At 33.3% G+C, this 19,084-nt stretch carries 16 protein-coding genes; 9 read left to right on the top strand and 7 right to left on the bottom strand.

Annotated features, from left to right (window positions below):
* Positions 1-224: 224 nt before the first annotated feature.
* The 9 genes from pdxA to TD29_RS05725 all read left to right on the top strand — a co-directional run bounded on the left by pdxA (position 225) and on the right by TD29_RS05725 (position 7,862).
* Entirely contained in the window at positions 225-1,280 is a 1,056-nt protein-coding gene (pdxA, locus tag TD29_RS05765; RefSeq protein WP_040279533.1) for a 4-hydroxythreonine-4-phosphate dehydrogenase PdxA, read from the top strand.
* A 91-nt stretch (positions 1,281-1,371) separates the two neighbouring features.
* Complete coding sequence (locus TD29_RS05760; protein ID WP_040279532.1) at positions 1,372-1,914, top strand: YceD family protein; 543 nt, start codon at positions 1,372-1,374, stop codon at positions 1,912-1,914.
* 8 nt (positions 1,915-1,922) lie between these two features.
* Positions 1,923-2,126, top strand: a complete 204-nt coding sequence (gene rpmF / locus TD29_RS05755) for a 50S ribosomal protein L32 (RefSeq protein ID WP_040279531.1) — start codon at positions 1,923-1,925, stop codon at positions 2,124-2,126.
* Positions 2,127-2,305: 179 nt separating this feature from the next.
* Complete coding sequence (locus TD29_RS05750; RefSeq protein WP_040279530.1) at positions 2,306-3,301, top strand: beta-ketoacyl-ACP synthase III; 996 nt, start codon at positions 2,306-2,308, stop codon at positions 3,299-3,301.
* A gap of 40 nt (positions 3,302-3,341) precedes the next feature.
* Positions 3,342-3,824, top strand: a complete 483-nt coding sequence (accB, locus tag TD29_RS05745) for an acetyl-CoA carboxylase biotin carboxyl carrier protein (protein ID WP_040279529.1) — start codon at positions 3,342-3,344, stop codon at positions 3,822-3,824.
* A 91-nt stretch (positions 3,825-3,915) separates the two neighbouring features.
* A complete protein-coding gene (gene accC / locus TD29_RS05740; RefSeq protein ID WP_040279528.1) occupies positions 3,916-5,271 on the top strand; it encodes an acetyl-CoA carboxylase biotin carboxylase subunit in 1,356 nt (451 codons plus the stop codon).
* Between the two features lie 264 nt (positions 5,272-5,535).
* Complete coding sequence (locus TD29_RS05735; protein ID WP_040279527.1) at positions 5,536-6,642, top strand: NAD(P)/FAD-dependent oxidoreductase; 1,107 nt, start codon at positions 5,536-5,538, stop codon at positions 6,640-6,642.
* A gap of 7 nt (positions 6,643-6,649) precedes the next feature.
* Positions 6,650-7,354: a monofunctional biosynthetic peptidoglycan transglycosylase gene (mtgA, locus tag TD29_RS05730; protein ID WP_040279526.1), complete on the top strand. Its 705-nt coding sequence runs from the start codon at positions 6,650-6,652 to the stop codon at positions 7,352-7,354.
* A 58-nt stretch (positions 7,355-7,412) separates the two neighbouring features.
* Positions 7,413-7,862, top strand: a complete 450-nt coding sequence (locus TD29_RS05725) for a 3-oxoacyl-ACP synthase (RefSeq protein WP_040279684.1) — start codon at positions 7,413-7,415, stop codon at positions 7,860-7,862.
* A gap of 251 nt (positions 7,863-8,113) precedes the next feature.
* Here TD29_RS05725 and TD29_RS05720 read toward each other — a convergent pair whose 3' ends face one another.
* The 7 genes from TD29_RS05720 to TD29_RS05690 all read right to left on the bottom strand — a co-directional run bounded on the left by TD29_RS05720 (position 8,114) and on the right by TD29_RS05690 (position 18,980).
* A complete protein-coding gene (locus TD29_RS05720; protein ID WP_040279525.1) occupies positions 8,114-8,680 on the bottom strand; it encodes a metallophosphoesterase family protein in 567 nt (188 codons plus the stop codon).
* 92 nt (positions 8,681-8,772) lie between these two features.
* Entirely contained in the window at positions 8,773-9,321 is a 549-nt protein-coding gene (locus TD29_RS05715) for a tetratricopeptide repeat protein (RefSeq protein ID WP_040279524.1), read from the bottom strand.
* A gap of 525 nt (positions 9,322-9,846) precedes the next feature.
* A complete protein-coding gene (locus TD29_RS05710) occupies positions 9,847-10,761 on the bottom strand; it encodes an ABC transporter ATP-binding protein (RefSeq protein WP_040279523.1) in 915 nt (304 codons plus the stop codon).
* Between the two features lie 69 nt (positions 10,762-10,830).
* Complete coding sequence (locus TD29_RS05705) at positions 10,831-12,999, bottom strand: prolyl oligopeptidase family serine peptidase (protein ID WP_040279522.1); 2,169 nt, start codon at positions 12,997-12,999, stop codon at positions 10,831-10,833.
* A 92-nt stretch (positions 13,000-13,091) separates the two neighbouring features.
* The gene (locus TD29_RS05700; RefSeq protein WP_040279521.1) at positions 13,092-15,506 is read right to left on the bottom strand and encodes an FG-GAP-like repeat-containing protein; all 2,415 of its coding nucleotides are present in this window, start codon (positions 15,504-15,506) and stop codon (positions 13,092-13,094) included.
* A gap of 69 nt (positions 15,507-15,575) precedes the next feature.
* Entirely contained in the window at positions 15,576-17,597 is a 2,022-nt protein-coding gene (locus tag TD29_RS05695; protein WP_052466987.1) for an FG-GAP-like repeat-containing protein, read from the bottom strand.
* A gap of 18 nt (positions 17,598-17,615) precedes the next feature.
* Positions 17,616-18,980, bottom strand: a complete 1,365-nt coding sequence (locus tag TD29_RS05690; RefSeq protein WP_040279520.1) for an Ig-like domain-containing protein — start codon at positions 18,978-18,980, stop codon at positions 17,616-17,618.
* Positions 18,981-19,084: the final 104 nt, after the last annotated feature.

Below are 19,084 nucleotides of genomic sequence, written 5' to 3'. Positions count from 1 at the left end.
AATAATTTTTGAATTCAAATTACGTGTTAGACTTAGATACTAAAAATTAAATCAACAAAATAAGAAGTGTTTATAGAGCATTTAATATAGTATGACTATTTTAAAGCCGAAAAAACAAGTGAAACGACTTATTTTGTAGAAATTTTAATTTGTAATAAATTTTCTAATGCGTATTTTGGATTAGATTTGTAAATACAAATTTACGCACATTAGAAAACATCTTAATGGAAAAAGATAAAAAAATAAAACTAGGGATTTCAATAGGAGACCTCAATGGAATTGGATCTGAAATTATAATCAAAACTTTTGAAGACAATAGAATGTTAGAGTTTTGTACACCAGTAATTTTTGGTTCAATTAAAACCATGTCTTTTTTTAAAAAACATTTTAAAAGCAACATTAACTTTCATGGTATCAATCATACCGATCAAATTGTAGATGGTAAAATAAATGTTGTTAACGTATGGAAAGACAATGTCAATATTAATTTTGGTGAAGAAGACCTTAAGATTGGAGAATTTTCGGTTAAATCTTTAGAAGCAGCCACAAAAGCATTAAAAAACAATGCTATAGATGTCTTGGTAACCGCTCCAATTCACAAACATAATATTCAGTCTGAAAGTTTTAAATTTCCAGGACACACCAATTATTTAGCCGAAAAATTAGGCGGAAAAAGTTTGATGTTCATGATAACCGATATATTAAAAGTAGGCCTTCTTACAGATCATGTACCTGTAAAAGATGTATCAAGTTATATAACTGCAGAGCTAATTAATGAAAAAATAAATACGGTTTATAAATCGTTAGTTGAAGATTTTCAAATTAGAAAACCTAAAATTGCCGTATTAGGTATTAATCCACATGCAGGAGATAATGGCGTTATTGGAGAAGAAGATGATGCTGTTTTGAGACCAACACTAGAAGCAATTAAAGATAAATTGGTGTATGGACCATATTCGGCAGATAGTTTTTTCGGTTCAGGTAATTATAAAAACTTTGATGCTATAATAGCATCTTATCACGACCAAGGTTTAATTCCGTTTAAAACAATAGCTTTTGGTCATGGTGTAAATTATACAGCTGGATTAAGTAAAGTAAGAACATCACCAGATCATGGCACAGCATTTGAAATTGCTGGACAAGGAGAAGCAGATCATGGTTCATTTAAAGAAGCTGTGTTTAAAGCTATTGAGATTTTTAATAATAGACAAGAATATAATGAGTATTCAAAAAATCCATTAAAAAAAGCGCCTAAACGTCTAGGAAAACCGTCAAGATAGCAAGTTAAAAATGTTATAAACATTTTTTGTTTATAACCCTAGTTTAATTAATTAATATTTATATCTTTGCAGGCTCAAAATGAATGCGATGATGAAGCCTTTAAAGGAATATACTATACCATTTATTGGTCTTAAAGTAGGAAAGCACCATTTTGATTATCAAATTGATAATAAGTTCTTTGAGTGTTTTGAGTATGATGATTTTAATGCTGTAGATGTAAAAGCAAATTTGGTTTTTGAAAAAAAATCAACGTTTTTAGAATTATATTTTGAAATCACTGGCACTGTAAACGTAAACTGTGACCTTACTAATGAACCTTATAACCAAGCTGTTGAGGGTGAATTTAAACTAGTCGTAAAGTTTGGTGAAGAATATAATGACGAATTTGAAGATATACTAATCATCCCACATGGAGAATATGAAATTAATGTGGCACAATATATATATGAGTTAATTATATTATCAATGCCAGCTAAACGTGTTCATCCAGGAGTTGAAGACGGTACATTAGATTCAGACATACTTAAAAAATTAGAAGAATTAAGCCCTAAAAGCTTAAGCGAAAAAGAAGAAACATCTGAGGAAATTGATCCTCGTTGGAATACATTAAAAAAACTATTAACGGATAAATAACATATAAAATGGCACATCCTAAGAGAAAAATATCGAAAACAAGAAGAGATAAAAGAAGAACACACTACAAAGCGTCTGTTCCTACTATAGCTACTTGTCCTACAACAGGAGAAGCACACCTTTACCACAGAGCTCACTGGCACGAAGGTAAATTATATTATAGAGGTCAAGTTTTAATTGACAACTCAGAAAAAGAAGAAAACTTAGCATAAGTATTATGCATGCATATAATAAAACGCTCATTGTTGAGCGTTTTTTTTATGTTTAATTTTTCAGAGTCTAAAAAAACCTTAATTTGCGTGTTAATCACTCAAAAATTAGTAAATTCATTAAAGATTTATCTTTTTTTTACAAATTTCTGCTTTTTTTGAGTTGATATTAAAAATTTAATATGAGTAAAATCACAGCTGCGATTACAGGAGTAGGAGCTTATCTTCCTGAGTATAAACTAACCAACCAGATATTAGAAACTATGGTTGATACCAATGACGAATGGATTACCACTCGTACAGGTATTAAAGAACGACGTATTCTTAAAGAAGAAGGTAAAGGAACCTCCTTTTTAGCGATTAAAGCTGCTCAAAACCTTATTGATAAAAAAGGTATTGACCCTAAAGATATAGAACTAGTAATTGTTGCCACTGCAACACCAGATATGAAAGCTGCCTCAACCGCAGCTTTTACTGCTACAGAGATCGGAGCAACTAATGCATTTTCTTTTGATTTAGAAGCTGCATGCTCTAGTTTTCTCTTCGGAATGTCAGTTGCCTCAAGTTATATTGAGTCAGGTAAATATAAAAACGTCTTACTAATTGGTGCAGATAAAAACTCTTCATTTATAAATTATAAAGATCGAGCAACATGTATCATTTTTGGTGATGGTGCTGGAGCGGTTCTATTTGAACCAAACCATGAAGGTTTAGGTTTGCAAGATGAACTATTACGAAGTAATGGAGAAGGACGAGAGTTTTTACAAGCCACTTATGGAGGATCTTCATACCCAATTACAGAAGATACATTTAACCAAGGTAAACATTATATATTTCAAGAAGGAAAAACCGTATTTAAAAATGCAGTTTTTAACATGGCAGATGTTACAGAACGCATCATGAAACGAAATGACTTAACAAATGATGACATTTCATGGTTAGCGGCTCATCAAGCTAATAAAAGAATTATTGAAGCAACTGCAAATAGAGTATCTCTAGACTCTGCAAAGGTAATGATGAATATTCATAAATATGGAAATACAACATCAGCAACATTACCATTACTATTACACGATTACGAATCACAATTAAAAAAAGATGACAAGATAATTTTCGCTGCCTTTGGTGGTGGATTTACTTGGGGCTCTATTTATTTTAAATGGGCTTATAATTCATAAACAACTTTTTAAACTAACTATTTTAAAACGACTATTAATTATGGATATTAAAGAAATTCAGAACTTAATCAAGTTTGTAGCTAAATCTGGCGCAAGTGAGGTTAAATTAGAAATGGATGATATTAAAATTACCATTAGAACAGGTTCAGATGATAAAGGAGAAACAACAACTTACGTTCAGCAAATACCTGTAAACCAACCAGTAGCTCAAGCATTGCCAACGGCTCCTGCACCAGCTGCAGCACCAGTTGCAGAAGCTCCAGCAGCTTCAGAAGACTCAAAATATATCACAATTAAATCTCCAATTATTGGTACATTTTACCGTAAACCATCTCCAGATAAACCAATGTTTGTTGAGGTTGGTACTTCAATAGGAGAAGGTGATGTACTTTGTGTTATTGAAGCAATGAAATTATTTAATGAAATCGAATCTGAAGTATCAGGTAAAATTGTTAAAGTTTTAGTGGATGATGCTTCTCCTGTAGAGTTTGATCAACCATTGTTTTTAGTAGATCCTTCATAATTTTAAGTTTAGAAGTTTAAAGTTTAAAGTTTAAATCCAAGTCATTTAAACTTATAAACAGCTAAACCAAAAACTCTTAAACTAAAAAAATATGTTTAAAAAAATATTAATAGCCAATAGAGGAGAAATCGCACTACGTGTGATTAGAACCTGTAAAGAAATGGGTATCAAAACTGTAGCTGTATATTCTACAGCAGATGCAGAAAGCTTACACGTTAAGTTTGCAGACGAAGCAGTTTGTATTGGCCCACCATCAAGTAGCGAATCTTACCTTAAAGTATCAAATATCATCGCAGCAGCAGAAATTACAAATGCTGATGCCATTCACCCTGGATATGGGTTTTTGTCAGAAAATGCTAAATTTTCAAAAATTTGTGAAGAGCATGATATCAAATTTATTGGAGCCTCTCCAGAAATGATTGATAGAATGGGAGACAAAGCCAATGCTAAAGCAACAATGCTAGAAGCAGGTGTGCCTTGTGTACCAGGAAGTGAAGGTGTTATAAAAGATTTTGAAGACTGTAAAAAAGTAGCAAAAGAAACCGGTTATCCAGTAATGCTTAAAGCATCTGCAGGTGGTGGTGGAAAAGGGATGCGTGCAGTTTGGAAACCCGAAGACTTACAAAATGCATGGGAATCTGCAAGAGCAGAATCTAAAGCAGCCTTTGGAAATGACGATATGTACATGGAAAAACTCATTGAAGAGCCACGTCATATCGAGATACAAATTGTTGGTGATTCTACTGGTAAAGCTTGTCATTTATCAGAACGTGATTGCTCAGTACAACGTCGTCACCAAAAATTAACCGAAGAAGTACCGTCACCATTTATGACGACTGCTTTGCGTAAAAAAATGGGTGAAGCCGCAGTTAAAGCCGCCGAATATATTAAATATGAAGGTGCAGGAACTGTCGAGTTTTTAGTAGATAAACATCGTAATTTCTACTTCATGGAAATGAATACACGTATTCAAGTAGAACATCCAATTACAGAGCAAGTTATTGATTTTGACCTTATTAGAGAGCAAATATTAGTAGCTGCAGGTGTGCCAATTTCTGGTAAAAACTATACGCCAAACTTACATTCAATTGAGTGTCGTATTAATGCCGAAGATCCATTTAACGATTTTAGACCTTCACCAGGTCGCATCACAACACTTCATGCACCAGGAGGTCATGGTGTGCGTTTAGACACACACGTTTATGCAGGTTATGTGATTCCGCCAAACTACGATTCTATGATTGCAAAGTTGATTACCACTGCGCAAACTCGTGAAGAAGCCATCAATAAAATGAAACGTGCTTTAGACGAATTCGTCATTGAAGGTATAAAAACTACAATTCCTTTTCATAGGCAATTGATGGATCATCCAGATTATTTAGCAGGTAATTATACCACTAAATTCATGGAAGATTTCACCATGCAACCTATCCAAGAAGAAGATTAAATATAGACTCCGAAATTAACGTTTCGGAGTTTTTTTTTATATCACATAATTTTCGCAAAGTGTAATCAATAGAATTTGGCTGTTACCCTTTTCCGCAGAAAGCTTCAAAGCGTCAGGCTATTCGCTAAATCTTTTTTGAAAAAGCAAAAAAGGATATCGCTTCTATCCTTAACAGAGACGACTGCCACAAGACAGATTCTAAATTTTAAGACCTAGCAATCCAAAAATCACTATTTTTACTCAATAACCTAACTAACAACGCTATTGAATTTAAGTTACTGGGAAATACAATCATGGCTCACCAATATTGATTACACAATCGTTGGAAGTGGAATTGTTGGACTCAATTGTGCCCTACAACTTAAAAAACGCTTTCCTAAATCTAAAATTCTAATTCTAGAAAAAGGCATGTTGCCACAAGGAGCGAGTACAAAAAATGCTGGATTTGCATGTTTTGGAAGTTTAAGTGAAATGGTTGATGACCTTAAAACACATACCAACCAAGAGGTTTTTAATTTGGTGAAAAACCGTATTGAAGGCTTGCAACTATTACGAGAAACTTTAGGCGACACTACTATAGACTATCAAGAACTTGGCGGTTACGAGTTGTTTACGAATACAGATTTATTACAGCTATGTCAAGATAAAAAGCAAGATATTAATACACTATTAAAACCATTATTTAAACAAGAAGTATTTAGTTTTAAGTCTAATCCATTTGGATTTAAAAAGTGCAATCCTATCTTGGGTTTTAATCAATTTGAAGGTCAAATTGACACTGGTAAAATGATGATGTCGTTAACACAGTTGGCACTGCAACAAGGTATCATAATACTTAATAATATAACTGTAGAAAATGTTTCTGAGACGAACCAATTAGTACATATTAAAACAAATCAGTTTGAATGTACTACCTCCAAGCTACTCATTGCAACAAATGGCTTTGCTTCTACATTAAACATTTCCGAAGTCAAACCAGCAAGAGCTCAAGTACTCATCACTAAACCTATAAATAATTTGCATATCAAAGGCACGTTTCATTTAGATCAAGGCTATTATTATTTTAGAAACATTGACAATAGGATACTATTTGGAGGTGGTCGAAATCTAGATTTTAAAGGAGAAGAAACGACATCTTTATCTCAAACAGATCTCATACAAAATAAACTAGAAGACTTATTAAAACACACCATTTTACCAAATACACCCTTTGAAATTGATCATAGATGGAGTGGGATTATGGGAGTTGGTCCGCAAAAAAAACCAATAGTAAAACAACTTTCAAATAATGTATACTGTGGAGTTAGATTAGGAGGAATGGGAGTTGCCATTGGGAGTTTAATAGGAAAAGAATTAGCAGATCTATTGTAGTATATTTATGAAATTCATCAAGCGTTTTTTCAAATTTATAGTCAAAACTCTATTGTGGTTGTTTGTGTTCTCTATACTAATTGTGGTTGTTTTTAAATGGGTTCCTGTGCCAATAACGCCTTTAATGGTGATTAAAAATATTGAACAAACCGATGCTAGTAAAAAAGGTTGGGAGCATGACTGGGTGTCCATTAATGAGATTTCTAAACACGTTCAACTCGCTGTAATTTGCAGTGAAGATCAACACTTTTTAGTACATCATGGATTTGATGTAAAGGCTATAGAAAAAGCTTACGAACACAATAAAAAAGGAAAAAAATTAAAAGGAGCAAGTTCCATTAGTCAGCAAACCGCTAAAAACGTTTTTCTTTGGCCTCAACGCAGTTGGTTGCGTAAAGGTTTAGAAACCTACTTTACGTTTTTAATTGAGTTAATTTGGAGTAAAGAACGCATTATAGAAGTCTATCTCAACAGTATTGAAATGGGTCCAGGGATTTACGGTATTGAAGCGGCATCTCAATATTGGTTTAAAAAAACAGCTTCTAGTTTATCTAAAAGGGAAGCTGCTGCAATTGCTTCTATTTTGCCAAACCCAATGCGATATAAAGCAAATCCAGCAACCGCTTATATTGAAAGTCGCAAAACATGGATAATCAAACAAATGAATTATTTCGGACCATTAAAGTACCCAAATCAAGATGATAAAAATTAATTTTATCCTGCAAGGTTTTTGATACCTCGTAGGTATAATGACCATTTTAAATATTCAAATGAAATTAAAAGAACTATTATATAATCACTGTCAATTATTTATTGATAACCGTTTTAAAACAATTCAAAACACTATTAATGAAATTCAAGACTCATTAACTACCGAAACCAAAAGCTCAGCAGGTGATAAGCATGAAACAGGTCGTGCGATGTTGCAATTAGAGCGTGAAAAAGCCGGACAGCAATTAGCCGAAATTCAAAAAGTAAACCACATATTATCAAAAATTGACATTTCTAAATCTTCGGAAATTGTAACTCTAGGAAGCATCGTCTATACAACACAAGCTAATTATTTTGTAGCCATAAGTGCAGGAGAAGTTACGGTTGAGAATGAAAAGTTTTATGCGATTTCTGCGATTACACCAATTGCACAATTGATTATTGGAAAACAAAAAGGTGAGCTAATTTCTTTTAGAAATTTAGAATTTGAGATTACAAAGGTCGTGTGACAATATAAAAAGCAGACCAACCGAAGTTAGCCCACTTTTTTCCTTTCTAAGGTTGCATTTTTATTTTATATATGCTTTGCTTTAGTCTCGCTTTACTCTCGTTTTTACAGTTTCAAGAGGTGAAATACCTTTCAGGATAAAATTAAATTTATCGATCTCGCGTAAGCGATTGAAGCATTGTTGGAGCTCCTCAAAGAGAGCGACTGCGAAAAGCGCGACCCAAACGTTTTGGTTTGGGTTACGCCCAAATATTACTTGTTTTTAAATGGTGGTTCCCAAATTTTTTTACTCATAATAGTTTTGACTTCATGGTAAGTTAACGGGTAAAAATCGTGACAATCTACACCTACATCAAAACTGTTCATGGTAGGATCATCTTGCAATGTACCATGTGAATGACCGTAGAGATGCCATGTGCCTCTAAAGCTGGATCGCCAAACTCGCATTGCGTAATGCAAGAGGATGATTTTTTGCTTGCCATTTGGAGCATGTGCATCATTGACATTAAGCTCGAAGTAATCTTTAATCCATTCAAACCGGTTAGGATTGGCTAAGGCAGCACCTTCGTGATTGCCTCGTATTAAAAATATTTTTCCGTTTAATTGCTCCAGGACTTCTCGCATTCGCTCTGCTTTACAGAGTCCGAAATCTCCTAAATGGTAAACCTTATCATGTTTATTGACACGACTGTTCCATCGTTTTATGAGCTCTTGATCCATTTCTTCTACACTACCAAATGGACGATTGGTGAATTTTATAATATTCTCATGACCAAAGTGATGATCTGAAGTGAAATATGTGTTTCTTGTTTTATTCATGTTTTCTATTTCCCATGAAAGTGGGAATCTCTTTATTTAAACTTACAAGGTTTTTGCTTTGACTTGGTTTAGCAACTAATCTCGTAGGTTGATTATTTTTTCTTCTTTTTATGCTTCCTTTTTTTCTTCTTTTTAGATTTGGAAGCCTTTGTTTTATTTGGTTTTAATTTGTGGTTTATGCGTTCTATTTCAGAATCTATAAACGAACTAAAACTGTTATTGTAAACAAACAACTTTGCTTTTTTAAAAGTTTTTAATGCTTTTTTATACGTTTCTTGGCATTCAAAAAGTTGCGCTTGTAAAACTAAAAGTTCTCCTTTTTGTACGGCTTTGACGGTAAGTGCAAAATCTATTAGTTTTTGCGCTTCGTTGAAATCGTGGTTCCAGATTAAGACCAAAATATACGTTGGATAGACTTTTATAAAATCCATTTTATTTGCTAATGCCTCAGCAAAATAGTATTTGGCTTTCTCGTAATCTCCAAACTGCTCTGCTTGTAATCGTCCCATGAGGTATAAGGCATAAACGTTATTACTCTCGTATGACAGTGCGTAGTTTAGATTTTCTACGGTTTCTTCTAATTCGTATGGATAAGCATCTATGGCTTTTAACACGTAGTTGTTTAACAAATTCGTGTCCATTATATTTTATTTTTTTTATCCTGAAATTATTTTCAGGAGATAATTAATTTTAAAGAATGTGAAACCTCTCAACTTTGCTCGAGGTGACAAATTCACTCAACTTTGTAATACCTGTTTTGGAGGAGGTTGAACCGGTGTGGTTAAGGATGAGATCCTGAAATACATTCAGGATTTAAAAAAAAATCCGAAACAGTTTTTAAGTGGCTTCGGATTTTTCATTTATAATTTTATAAAGTTTATCTAACGATAATCGCGAAGCATCACAAAAGGCGATATTCCTTTTGGATTGTTTTGATATGTTACAAATAAACTCATGTGTTTTAATTTTTAATTCTACTTCTTTTACTGTGTTTTGGTTGCACTCTAACTACACTTAGTGACCAATTGTTTTTATGTTGCTGCGTTGCAAAGATTTACATTTATTTTTGACTTTTCAAAATTTATTTTTTGTTTTTTAGAAAATCAGCTTACATAATACGAAGTATTATATTTTTTTTAAAAAAGCAAATATTAGTGTTTTAAATTTTACTTTTTACGTATTTCTAGGTATACATTCTCATCTTTTTCGAGACGATTTTCACTTTCAAAAAGTACTTTTTGTTCATTTAAAATGGCTTCAACTAAATGATAATTTCCTTTAAAATAACTTTTAATTACAGTTGCGTTTAAATTTGAATTATCAACAACTTGTAATTGATTTGCATATACAATGTTGTTATTTATAATATTAAATTCTCCAAAAAATGATGCAATTAAGGGTGTTTTTGGATTGTTGTATAGCGCTTGAGGTGTATTATAAATTTCTATTTTATTTTCATTGAGAAGTATCATATTATCTGCAAAGCCAAGAACGTCATTATTGTCATGAGTGGCGACGATACACGTGATGTTTTTGTCTTTAAGATATTTAAAAACATTACGTCTAAGCGATTGTTTTTTAAAATTATCAATATGACTAAAAGGTTCGTCTAATAATATAATTTCGGGTTGTTTGGCTAAAGCTCTCGCTAATGCTACACGTTGTTTTTGTCCGCCAGAAAGCGTTTTAACTTTTGTTTTTGCAAAAGGTGTGAGTTCTACAACATCTAATAATTCTGCTGTTCGTTTTTTCTTTTCGTTGGGAAAAAAATTGGAGAGGAACTTGCCGATATTTTCTTCTACCGAAATAAATGGCATGAGATCAAATTCTTGAGCCACGTATTTCATAAAATCGTAACCTACTACAAGATTATGTTTTGGACCAAGGATTTCAGTATCTTTCCAGTAGATATTTCCGAAGTTAAGATCAAATTCACCATACAACACTTTTAAAAGCGTGCTTTTACCCGAACCGCTTTCGCCAATAATTGCTAGGTTTTCACCTTGAGCTACATTAAAAGTTAAGGCTTTTAAAATGGTGGTTTTATTATAAGAAAATGTGAGGTTTTTTACGTTAAGCATAGTGTTGTAAAAATACTATAAAAAAAGTCGCTCTTTAATAGAGCGACTTTAAAATATATATAGTGAATTTTAGCCTTTTACTTTTTCTTTAGTATCACTTGGGAGTACTTCAAACCCCATATTGAAAAGCGTGAATCCAAAAATATCGGCATATTGCTCGATAGTTTTAGATACAGGAGTTCCTGCTCCATGACCTGCATCTGTTTCAATACGAATTAGTGTTGGGTTGTTACCTGTTTGCTTGTCTTGTAACTCTGCTGCAAATTTAAAACTATGCGCTGGTACAACACGATCATCATGATCTCCTGTAGTGACTAAGGTTGCAGGATATTGCACACCTTCTTTTACATTATGTACTGGAGAATAGCCTTTGAGGTATTCAAACATTTCTTTATTATCATCTGCAGTACCATAGTCGTAAGCCCATCCTGCACCAGCTGTAAATGTATGGTAACGTAGCATGTCTAAAACACCAACTGCCGGTATGGCTACCTTCATCAAATCTGGACGTTGTGTCATTGTAGCACCAACTAATAGACCTCCATTTGATCCACCTCTAATGGCTAAATAATCACTAGATGTGTAGTTTTTAGCAATTAAATATTCGGCGGCTGCAATGAAATCATCAAAAACGTTTTGTTTTTTTAATTGTGTTCCTGCATCATGCCAAGCTTTACCATATTCTCCACCACCTCTTAGGTTTGGAACTGCATAAATACCACCTTGCTCCATCCAAACCGCATTTGCGATGCTAAACGACGGTGTTAAACTCACATTGAAACCACCATATCCATATAGTATGGTTGGGTTTTTACCATCAAGTTCTAATCCCTTTTTATGCGTTATAATCATTGGTACTTTTGTACCGTCTTTAGAGGCATAGAATACTTGTTTACTTTCATAATCTTCAGGATTGAAATCTATTTCTGGTTTTACAAATACCTTTGAAGCTCCAGTTTTAATATCATATTTATAAATACTACCAGGAGTTACATAGTTTGTAAATGAATAAAATAATTCTGTATCTTCTTTTTTAGCACCAAAACCTCCAGCGCTACCCACACCAGGAAGTTCTACTTCTCTTACTAATTTTCCGTCGTAATCATATTGCATAACCTTAGAAACTGCATCTACCATATATTCTGCAAAGAAATAGCCACCACCTGTTGATGGACTTAGTACATTTTTAGTTTCTGGGATGAAATCTACCCAGTTTTCTGGAGTTGGATTGGAGGCGTCTACCGTTACAATTTTTTTATTAGGAGCATTGAGATTGGTTACTAAATATAGTTTGCTACCAACATTTTCAATTGGATATGTGTCACTATTGGTGTGATCTACTACTGTTATTAAAGAACTATTTGGTTTTTCAAGGTCCTTAATAAACAGCTTGTTTCCAGATGTTGAAACACTAGCAGTTATCACGAGGTATTTATTATCTTCGGAAACTCTACCGCCTACATAACGGTGTTTTTGAGCAGCTGTACCGCCAAAAATGACAGGATCATCTTTTTGAGATGTTCCTAATTTATGGTAGTATAATTTGTGTTGATCTGTTTTAGCAGATAGTTCGCTGCCTTTTGGTTTGTCATAACTAGAGTAGTAAAACCCTTCATTTTTATACCATGACATACCACTAAATTTAACATCGATTAAGGTGTCTTCTACAATCTTTTTAGTTTCGGTATCCATGATGAGAATTTTTCTCCAATCACTTCCTCCTTCGGAAATAGCATACGCCAAGGTTTTGCCATCTTTTGAAAAACTTGCGCCTCCAAGAGAGATGGTGCCTTCATCGTTAAAGGTGTTTGGATCTAAGAAAACTTCGGCTGTTTTAGGATCTTCTCCTGTTTTATAGCGATAAATAACATATTGGTTTTGTAAACCATCATTTTTGTAGAAATAGGTATAGTCTCCTTCTTTAAATGGTGAACCTACTTTTTCGTAATTCCAGAGTTTTGATAAACGTTCTTTTAATTCTTCACGGTATGGAATATTATCTAAATAGCCATAGGTAGACACGTTTTGAGCTTTAACCCAATCTTCAGTTTCGCTACTTTTATCGTCTTCAAGCCAACGGTAAGGATCTTTAACTTCTGTTCCGAAGTAATTGGTAATTGTATCTACTTTTTTAGTTTCAGGATAATTGACCACAATATCTTGTTTTTGTTCTTTAGCTTCTTCTTTACAGGCACTAAGCGCTAGAATGGCTAGTATTACTAATGAAATGTTTTTCATAATGTATGGTATGATTAGTTGTTCTACCAAAAATAAACAAAAAAGCCTCTACTAGTTCATGTAGAGGCTTTTTTAGGATATTGTTAAGAAGTTTACTTTTTTATAAACTTCTGACTTTTAATTTTGTTTCCTGATACGATTCTTATAATATAATGACCTGTATTAAGAGCACTTACATCAATTGTATTTTGGTTTAATTTAGAATTCATGATTCGTCTACCATTGATGTCAAAAATTGTATAGATTGCATCTTGTAAGTCTTCAGTACTTGAGATATTTAATTCATTTACTGTAGGATTAGGATAAATTACAAGGTCATTTACAAAAGAGTTTTCTAAAGTAAGGGTTGCACCTTCAACAACTTCAAGAGGTGTGTTAATGGCAGGATCTGTAATAATGTCTATTACACCAGATGGCCAATAAATTGTGATATGATCAATTTCTGTTTCAGTGCCAATTCCGAAGTGTGTATTTAAAGTACTCATGAATTCAAAACCTTCTCCACTTCTAACATCTCTAATTTGTGTACCGTTGCTTGTAGTAAGTTCTACACGAGCTCCAATACCATCAATATTACTAATGACACCTACAGTATTAATTGTAATCCAATTATTAGGTGTGGTAAGGTTCCAATAAATTGTACCGTTGTAATAGGCATCTATAAAACCATCACTATTTAAATCACCAAAAGATCCGTTTTTATAGTTTAATTGATTGTCATCAGAATCTTCAAATGTTAAATCACCTTTTCCGTAGAGAATAGTACCATTACAAAGAATGTCTAGGTAGCCATCATTATCGATGTCATAGCTTACATTTTCATGACCTGTTGGTGCTCCACTAACACCTGCACCAGCTGTTACATCAAAGAATACACCATTGCCATCATTTCTCATTAATTTATGATTACCAGAACTTGCACCTACAAATAAATCCATGTCGCCATCATTATCATAATCTCCCCAAGATGAAGACCACGTTTGCATTGGGTCATCTAACTGTAAAATTGCTGAATTTTCTGTATAGGTGCCATCGCCATTATTGGTAAGCATAATATTTCTTCTCCTGTTTGTTTCACCACCACATTTAGCAATAAACATATCCATATCTCTATCATTGTCATAATCAATCCAAATAGATCCATAATTTCCACCAGACGCATAATCTCCTAAATTTACAGGAGCGTTTGGTGTAACGCTAGATTGGTAGTATGTTAAATCACCATTACCATCATTTATGAAGTAAACATTTGGTGCAACATCATGGCAAACAAAAGCATCTAAATGACCATCATTGTTAATGTCTATAAAGTTTGAGCGTTGAGAAAACACATATTCTGTTGTAGATGATTGAGTAAAACCAGTTCCATCACTGTTTGATTTCATGAAAGTAACTCCACTACCAGCACCATATAATAAATCGGTTTGACCATTTCTGTCATAATCTGCTGCAGCCATACTCCATCCAGGTAAATAATCTGCGTTTGGTGTAGGGATATTAACTTCATTAAAACCTCCAGTTGCTAGTTGATAGTGTACATTAACATTAGTTGAAGATGCAGAAACAATATCATCTAAATGGTCACCATTCATATCTACAACTGTTAAATCGTAATTTCCAATTGACATGTTTTGTGTTGAAAAGTTAACACGTGCATCTACTAATGTTGTAAAAGTTAATGGTCCAATCCAGTTACTGTAATCTGTACCACCACAATAACCTCTTACATACACCTCATAAGCTGTAGATGAATTTAAACCAGAAAGCAAATAAGGATTATTAGAAGATGTAGGAGTTCCCGATCCAGAAGGTAATCCAGAACCAGGATTTTGTACAACGATTTCCCAGCTCGTTTCGGTATCTCCTGGAAGCCAATAAACATTGGCAGCATTTGTATTTATATCAGCGACACTAAGGTTTGAGATGTTAGGACACGCAGGTGGAATTTGCGAAGCAATAGTTGGAGAGTTAAAACAAAAACCCCATCCCCAAATATCGTTATCATCGTAAGAAATTCGATATTTAAAATTGCTTAGTTGATTTGATGAAAATGAAGAGATATTTAAAGCTGTTGAATTATAAACGTCATGTAATCCAGAACAAAAATTATTAGTAGGTGGATCTTGCGTACCAGATAATTCATCTCCCCATATTACCCATGATGCGATATCAGCATCCCAATATTGTACGGATAAAGTTTCTCCAATATCATTAAAAACGTAATTAGAACTTACAGAAATCCAGGTTTCATTAGCATTAAAAGCAGCTGTTAAATCTATAATTGGAGATTCTGCGGCAATATCATCATTGTGACCATTTTGTGCATCATCATCATCATATGAAAAATTAGCACTTATTGTAGGATTTGCTTCAAATACATCTGTAGATGTTAAATAATTACCAGTGATTGTCCAATTTGAATTAGGCCAATTTGCTGGTTGATTTAAGGTTTGTGAAAAGCCCCAAAAAGCACTACATAGAAATAGTATAAGTGTAATTTTTTTCATAGTTGATTGATTATAGTTGATAAAAGTAATAAAAAAGCCTCTAAATTGTTAACTTAGAGGCTCTAATATTTAGTATTTGATAAATTTTTGACTTTTTATTGAAGAGCCTGAAACAAATCTAAGGATATAGTTACCTGGAGTTAATTTTGAAATATCAATTGTTGTATCTAATAGTTTAGAATTCATGACTCTTTTTCCCGTGATGTCAAAAATGGTAAACATCATGTTTTCATTTAGCTCTAAAGAACTAAAATTTAAAACATCTTTTGCAGGATTAGGGTATATCACCAAATCATTAGTTAGAGAGTTTTCTAAGCTTAATGTGTCTCCTTCAATAATTTCTAAAGCACCATTAATTGTTGGATTATTAATAGTATCAATTACACCAGATGGCCAATATACTACTACACTGTTAATTGTAGTGTCAGAACCAATACCTACGTGTGTGTTTAGGGAATTCATATATCTAAATCCGTCACCACTTTTAACGTCTCTAATTTTAATACCTGAGGGTGTATGAACTTCAACACGTGCACCAATACCATTAATATTACTAACCGTTCCTATTGTGTGTATTTTGATCCAGTTGTTATTGCTTTCGGCATTGTTAAGATATATTGAACCTGAGTTAAATGAATCAATATAACCATCGTCATTTAAATCTCCATATGAACCAGAACCAGGAAAAACACTAGTATAGACATTAAACGTCATGTCTCCATTTCCAAATAAAATATTATTGCCAGACACTAAATCTAAATGACCGTCATTATCAAAATCAAAAGTTACAGTTTCTGTTGAGTTACTAGTTAATGCACTTACTCCAGATCCTGTTGTTGTATCTACAAATATACCATTATCATTTCTCATAAGTTTATGATCACCAGCACTAGCTCCTACAAAAACGTCCATATCACCATCACTATCAAAATCTCCCCAAGCTGCAGACCAAGTTTGCATTGGATCTGCTAACCCAATTGCGGCAGCGTTTTCAGTATAGTTTCCATTACCATCATTTGTATACATGACATTGGTACGACGAGCGACTTCTCCACCGCATTTAGCTATAAATAAATCTAAATCTCTATCATTATCATAATCTATCCAAATAGAGCCATAATCTCCACCTGAAGAATAATTTCCTAATTCATAAGGAGCACTTGGGTCGTTAGATTGGTAATATGAAAGGTTTCCACTTCCATCATTGATATAGTAAACATTAGGTGCAACATCATGACACACAAAAGCATCAAGATTACCGTCATTATTTATATCTGAAAAGTTTGAACGTTGAGAAAAAATATCTTCAGGACCAGAGATTTCAGTAAAACCAGTACCAGTACTATTCGCTTTCATAAACGTTACACCGCTTCCACCACCATACAATAAATCTGTATAGCCATTTCCATCGTAATCAGCAGCAGCCAAACTCCAAGATGGAAGGTTATTTGCATTTGATGTTGTTATGTTTTTAGTTGTAAAACCACCACCACTATTTTGTTCTCTAATATTCACATTGTTTGAAGATATTGTAACCAAATCATCAAGGAAATCTCCATTCATATCTACAACGGCAATTTTATAACTTCCTGAAGCACCAGAGCTTTGTGCATCAAAGGTCACTGGCAATGGAGGAGGAGGTGAATAGTTAATAGCTTCTAAACAGAATGCGACATCTGAATTTGATGCATAATCATAAATTTGTATGATTAATTCATCACCAATATTCCAACCATATACGTTTTCGGTTACAAAAGTAGTAGAACATGCAATTTCATTTGTTCCTGATGAGTCCCAAACTACAATACCAGGATCTCCTGGGCTTTCAGATGAGAAAAATAAACCTGTATGTGTTGCTGTCCATGTAAAGAATTGATCATTTTCAGATGGAGTACAAGACCCTTGAACTCCACTGTCGGTTGTACCATCTGTAGTAAAAGCTAAGTAGAAACTTGGTGAAGAACACCCAGTTCCTTCTGGAGATGGTGTAATTGGAATTGCACCACTGACAACATCATTTACGGGTTGCCCAAATGATGGAATGCAAAATGCAATTCCTAAAATGGTTAGTAAGAGTAATTTTGATTTCATAATTGTAATAATTTTAATTTATTGACAGTCTCCGCTAAGAGAATTTATCCATTCTTCTATTAATCGAACACCTTCATCGTGTTTGAGTGTTCTTCCTAGTAAGGGCATCCTGTTTTGTTCTTCTATTGATGAAACTCTATATCTTAATACAGATGCTTCTAAATTTCCAGGTGCAATAATATGAGATGTGCCTTCAATTTGCGTGTCTGGTTGTACACATACACCTTTGTTGGTGTCATCTTCATTTTCATGAAAAGCAAAACGCATTGGTCTATATTCACAATAACTTTCTTCTGAGTGACAATGCGCACAATTAATATCTAAATATGAGCGTAATCTTAAGTTTAAATCTAATGTGTCATCTTCCCAGTTAACAGTTGAAACAATTGAAGTTGGAAGATTGTCTTCTAAATAACCAATCTCGATCATTTTTTGAAGTTGATTAGCGGTACTGCCATCAGGATAATTTAAATCTCTGTTTAAATTTTGTGGTTTAGGGCCAATTGGTACAGGAGTTCCAAACTTATTATGGCAAGTAAAACACTCATTTCTTGAAGGAACTCTATAGGTTACGGTATTTGTGATACCATTTTCTATCCATTCTAGATTTTTAAAACTTCCAGCGTTAGTAAATGTTGCTTCTGTTTGTTCGTCATTCCAAACATATTTGGCAAAATCCCAACCTTCAGCAGTCATATACATTAATCGTGTTTCAATAATAAAGGTTGTATTGCTTGGTTGTACATTATCATAATAAAAGTTTTTGATAATTACAGATCCAACAGGGAAATCTAAAGGCGTAAAATCACTATTGTAATTGGCTTTTGTTCCTTCAGGCATCCATATAAAACGTTTTTTATGTGCGTAATCTGTAAATAGTGTAGAGTTTAAATCATATGGCATAACACCATTTACTGGATTTAAATTTTTTAAATCACCATTAAAAAAATTATATTCTGAGAGTGTAGCGTATGGTACTTCTCCTAAATTAAAACTTACAACAGGAGAGACTGTGATATTAACTGTTCCATTTCCGCAGTTATTATTAGAATCACAAATTGTATATTGAAAGGAGTCATTACCAATATAATCTATATTTGGCGTGTATTGAATCACATCATCTGATGGATTATTTGGTGTTGTATTAGGGTCTAAAATTTGCGTTGTACCATTTTGAGGTGCTAGAGCAATTAATGATCCACTGTTAGGGATATTGAAGTCATTTGCTAATACATCAATTGTAATAGCACTATTTTGAGAGACGTCTACAGCATCAGAATTTGCTTCAATTGTTATGGGTACATAATTATCATCATCACTACAAGAAAAAATACTTAGTGTTAATATTATTATGCTTAAGAATTTTAGGTAATTTCTTAACATTTATAGTAAAATTTGGATAGTAAATATAATTACAAACTAATTGTTAATATAATTAATTAGTCGTAATGCACTTTTTATCAGTCAACAAGAGGTAATTTGTTTAT

Source organism: Psychroserpens damuponensis, assembly GCF_000826655.1.
GTDB lineage: Bacteria > Bacteroidota > Bacteroidia > Flavobacteriales > Flavobacteriaceae > Psychroserpens > Psychroserpens damuponensis.
Note: the sequence above shows the minus strand (reverse complement) of the source record. Positions and strands in the feature narration are given on the sequence as shown.